Raw genomic sequence first — 4,240 nt, forward strand, 5'->3', positions numbered from 1 at the left:
CCCGGCTGAAGCGGTTCGGGATCGAATTTACCCGCCGTTTTGAGAATCCCCACTTCGCCCGAGTTGATCACGACGAAGGGTTTGAAAAAGACCAGAAGCGCCGCGACGATGATGAGCACGTACATCGCCGTCGCCTTCTTGCTGAAATCCTGGATGAACTGCGGCGGCTTGGGAGGCTGGTTGTCGCCCCCGCCGCGCTGTTTGTTGAAATAGTCGTTCATGTCTGCCGGCATAAAAATCCTTTTTTAGTGAATAGTGAAAAGTGAAAAACGAAAAGTTAGGGTAGGGTGTTTCACACCCGACCATTTTAAAAGATTGTCGTTCGCAAAGCGATTCACAAAAATTTTTAGTTTTTAGTTTTTAGTTTTTCACTCAAATATGTGTCAAATAGTGTTCGAAATCTTTGTTGCGTCCGTAGACGACGTCGAAATACTCTCTTTGCAGGTGTTCCGTGATCGGTCCTCTGTGGCCTTCGCCGATGATGCGCCCGTCCACTTCCCGCACCGGGGTCACCTCCGCCGCGGTGCCCGTGAAGAAAGCTTCGTCGGCGATGTAGACCTCGTCGCGGGTGATGCGGCGGTGTTCGACGCTGTAGCCCAGCTTTTCGGCCAGCTCGATGACCGTCGCCTGGGTGATCGACTCCAGGGAGTTGTCGTTGGGGGGCGTGATGATCTTTCCGTCTCGGACGATGAAGAAACATTCGCCGCTTCCTTCGGCGATGAACCCTTCGTCGTCCAGCAGCAGCGCCTCTTCGTAACCGGCTTCCAGCGCTTCGAACTTGGCCATCTGGCTGTTGAGGTAGTTGGCGACCGCTTTGGCCTTGCCCATCGTCGATTTGACGGAGTTGCGGGCGAAAGAGGCGATCTTGACCCGGATTCCCTTTTCCAGCCCCTCTTCGCCCAGGTAGCTTCCCCACTCCCATGCCGCGATCGCCACCTCGACGGGGGCGTTGACGTGGTAGAGGCCCATGACACCGTAGCCCAGATAGATCAGCGGGCGGATATAGACGTTGCTTTCGAAGTGGTTCTCCCGCAGCAGTTCGAGCTGCGCGGCTTCGAGCTCCTCGAGGGTATAGGGGCTTTTGATCATCGTGATCTTCGCCGAGTTCAAAAGACGTTTCGTGTGATCCCGCAGACGGAAGATCGCCAGCCCTTTGTCGGTTTTGTAGGCGCGCGTGCCTTCGAAGACTCCGTTGCCGTAGTGGAGCGTATGGGTCAGGACATGGACCTTCGCTTCGTTCCACGGTACCAGTTCGCCATTCATCCAAATGGTATCAGCTTGCTTCATTCACTACTCCAGTTTGATCGATTCATAGAAAAATTGGTTGATTTTATCTTATAATAGATTAAAAGCAGTTTGCAGCAAAATATCAGGAGAGAGAGATGGTAGAAGCGAAAGTCTATATAGGATCCGACATCGTCGAGAAGGAGAAGGTGGGCAAGCGCAGATCGCCCTACAGCAAGGAGGTCGTCTCGACCTATCCTCTCTGCAGCGCCGAGGATGCGAAAGCCGCTTTGAAAGTGGCGGAAAGAGCCTTCGAAAAGAGCAGAAAAACGCCTCTCTCCCAGAGAATCGCGTGGCTCAGGGACGTGGCGAAACGGCTGAGGGAGGAGAAGGAGATTTTCGCCGAGACCATCACGGACGAGATCGGCAAACCGATCATGTTCAGCCGGATCGAGGTGGACCGCTGTATCGAGACGATCGAGCTCACGGCCGACGCCCTGACCCACCTGCGGGGCGAGACGATCCCGACCGACGCGACACCCAGCGGCAGGAAGTCGACCGCCTTCTGGCGACGCGTGCCCGCCGGGGTCGTCGTGGCCATCACCCCCTTCAACTTCCCGCTCAACCTGGCGGCCCACAAACTCGCTCCCGCGCTTGGGGCGGGCTGCAGCGTCGTACTCAAGCCGACCCCCGAAGCGCCGGCGACCGGCTACCTTTTCGCCAGGCTCTTCATCGAGAGCGAATACGCCGTCGATGATGCCCTCAGTATCGTCTACGGCGACGCGGAAGTGGGCAGTGCCCTGGTCACCAGCGACATCCCCCGTGTCATCAGCTTCACCGGCAGCGTCCCGGTGGGCAACATCATCACCAAGAGTGCGGGCATCAAGAAGGTGAGCCTGGAGCTGGGAGGCAACGCCGCCACCTTCGTCGAAAAGAGCGCCGATCTCGCCCATGCCGCTGCGCGCTGCGCCTTCGGGGCCTTCGTCAACAGCGGACAGGTCTGCATCTCGCTGCAACGCATCTACGTCGATGCCGCCGTCTACGACGATTTCGCCGCCGCCATGGCCGAAGAGACGAAAAAGCTCAAAGTCGGCAGCCCCTACGACGACGACACCTTCATGGGGCCGCTCATCAACGAGGAGGCGAAAGATCGGGCGATGAATTGGGTCCGAAGCGCCGAAAAGGAAGGTGCGCGTGTCATCGCCGGAGGAGAGCTCGTCGACGGAATCTTCGCGCCGACCGTCATGGCCGACGTGCGTGACGACATGGCGATCGTCTGCGAAGAGGTCTTCGCGCCCATCGTCAGTCTCGTGAAAGTCGGGAGTTTCGACGAGGCGGCGGGGAAGATGAACGACTCACCCTACGGCCTGCAGTTTTCGATCTTCACCAACGACCTGAAGATGACCCAAAGGGCGCTGGAGGAGTTCGAGTGCGGCGGCATCGTCGTCAACGACGTGCCGACCGTGCGTTTCGATATCCAGCCCTACGGCGGCATGAAGCTCAGCGGCGTAGGACGGGAAGGGCCGGACTTCGCACTGGAGGAGTTCACGGAAATACAGTCGGTGGTGATTTTCTGAATGGCCGGGAAAAAAGTCGCCGTCAGTGCCTGTCTGGCGGGAAAGAACTGCCGCTACAACGGCGAGCCCAAAGGCAATCCCGAACTCATGGAAAAACTGGAAAAGGAGGGTTGCGAGATCCTCTTCTTCTGTCCCGAAGACGCCTGTTTCGGTACCCCGCGCGAAGCGATGGATCTGACCGTCACGCCCGAAGGCATCAAAGCCCTGACGAAATTTTCCAGAGAGGATCGGACCGGCCCCATCGCCGAGTACGCCCGAAAGTTTTTCGACGAACATCCGGATGTCGACCTCTTCGTCGGCAAGGCCAGAAGTCCCAGCTGCGGTGTTTGCACCGCCCGGCTCTATGACGGGGAGGGGAATCTTCTGAGTGAAAAAGAGGCGGGTGTCATGGCTGCAGAAGCGAAAGCCCGGGGTATCGAGACCGCGGATGACGAGGACGTGGTGGAAAACTCTCAGAAGTCGTAGGTGAAAGCGATGTAGAGATTGTCGTAGTGATCCAGGTCGACATCCTGGATATCCAGAGTGCTCCATGTATAGCGGTATCCCGCTTCCAACTCCACCTTTTCACTGATTTTCATGACGGCGCCCGCCTGGGCGCCGGATGCGAGACCGTATTCGGAATCTTTCTTTTCGAGATCGACGTTGCGACTGTGGTACTTTGCGTCGTAATCCACATAGACGCCTCCGATGTGCGCTCCGATGAAAAAGAAAGAGGCGATGGAATCGGAAAACCTGAAGGGTTCGGTAATGGCTTCGAGGTTGAGGAGCAGATCGTACTGGTCGGTTTCGTATTTGGCGTAGGAGGTGTCGTCTTTTTTGTCGTCTTCGAAGTTGACGTAGTGAAACGATGCGTAGATTCTGGCATCGTCGTTTTGGACGCCTCCTCTCAGGCCCCAGCCGACTTCGCTGTCGGTGTCGTATTTTTCGTCTCTCGTCTCGTAGGTGCTTTCCATGCCGCCCACTTCCACACCGGCCATAGGGCGGTAACGATTCTCATCGGCATGGACGATCCCCGCAAAAAGGGAGGCTGTCATCATGACGCTGAGAACTTTTTTCATTTCCGACCTTTGGGATGGCATGTTTCATAGATATATCGGCAGAAAAGGCAAGGTCATTCAGGAGCGGAGTCGGTTTTGAATTTTTGCAACCACTCCAGATTGTCTTCGACCATTTTCTCGTATTTTCTCTCGAGTTCTCTTCTGATCGACTCGAGCTCTTCCATTGAAAAGTATTCCAGATAATCGGGATTGATCGTGGTTTCTTTGCCGTCGAAACTCAAAAGCCGTTCGATTTCTCTGAGAAGTTCCTCTTTTTCCATGAATGGTATACTAACGCAAAAAAAGCGAGGAGGGATTGATATATGTTGGAAGTCGGAGAGAAAGCGCCGCAGTTTTGTCTGCCCAATCAGGACAATGTGGAGATATGTCTGAGAGATCTGA

General features: G+C 55.8%; 5 protein-coding genes and 1 pseudogene. 2 read left to right on the plus strand and 4 right to left on the minus strand.

All coding sequences use genetic code 11. The features are described 5' to 3' along the window. Both Q1K23_RS06655 and Q1K23_RS06660 read right to left on the minus strand, forming a co-directional pair. Positions 1-233, minus strand: a pseudogene (locus Q1K23_RS06655) (prohibitin family protein); the annotation flags it as partial. A 139-nt stretch (positions 234-372) separates the two neighbouring features. Then, on the minus strand, positions 373-1,287 hold the full coding sequence (locus Q1K23_RS06660) for a branched-chain amino acid transaminase (protein WP_300363364.1): 915 nt from the start codon (positions 1,285-1,287) through the stop codon (positions 373-375). 95 nt (positions 1,288-1,382) lie between these two features. Here Q1K23_RS06660 and Q1K23_RS06665 point away from each other — a divergent pair, with 95 nt between their 5' ends. Beyond that, the gene (locus tag Q1K23_RS06665) at positions 1,383-2,801 is read left to right on the plus strand and encodes an aldehyde dehydrogenase family protein (RefSeq protein WP_300363365.1); all 1,419 of its coding nucleotides are present in this window, start codon (positions 1,383-1,385) and stop codon (positions 2,799-2,801) included. Beyond that, positions 2,802-3,266, plus strand: coding sequence for a DUF523 domain-containing protein (locus Q1K23_RS06670; RefSeq protein ID WP_300363366.1), 465 nt, complete (start codon positions 2,802-2,804; stop codon positions 3,264-3,266). Here the strand turns inward: Q1K23_RS06670 and Q1K23_RS06675 are convergent. After that, entirely contained in the window at positions 3,254-3,859 is a 606-nt protein-coding gene (locus tag Q1K23_RS06675; protein ID WP_300363367.1) for an outer membrane beta-barrel protein, read from the minus strand. The two genes, Q1K23_RS06670 and Q1K23_RS06675, sit on opposite strands and share 13 nt — an antisense overlap. A 53-nt stretch (positions 3,860-3,912) precedes the next feature. Continuing rightward, a partial coding sequence (locus Q1K23_RS06680) for a hypothetical protein (protein ID WP_300363368.1) occupies positions 3,913-4,240 on the minus strand: 328 nt, incomplete at its 5' end.

It is taken from the genome of Hydrogenimonas sp. (genome assembly GCF_029933015.1).
Classification (GTDB): domain Bacteria; phylum Campylobacterota; class Campylobacteria; order Campylobacterales; family Hydrogenimonadaceae; genus Hydrogenimonas.

Bases quoted from the DNA above. Each gene is read 5' to 3' on its own strand.
- Q1K23_RS06660 (WP_300363364.1), bottom strand. From the start codon at position 1,287: ATGAAGCAAGCTGATACCATTTGGATGAATGGCGAACTGGTACCGTGG.
- Q1K23_RS06665 (WP_300363365.1), top strand. From the start codon at position 1,383: ATGGTAGAAGCGAAAGTCTATATAGGATCCGACATCGTCGAGAAGGAG.
- Q1K23_RS06670 (WP_300363366.1), top strand. From the start codon at position 2,802: ATGGCCGGGAAAAAAGTCGCCGTCAGTGCCTGTCTGGCGGGAAAGAAC.
- Q1K23_RS06675 (WP_300363367.1), bottom strand. From the start codon at position 3,859: ATGAAAAAAGTTCTCAGCGTCATGATGACAGCCTCCCTTTTTGCGGGG.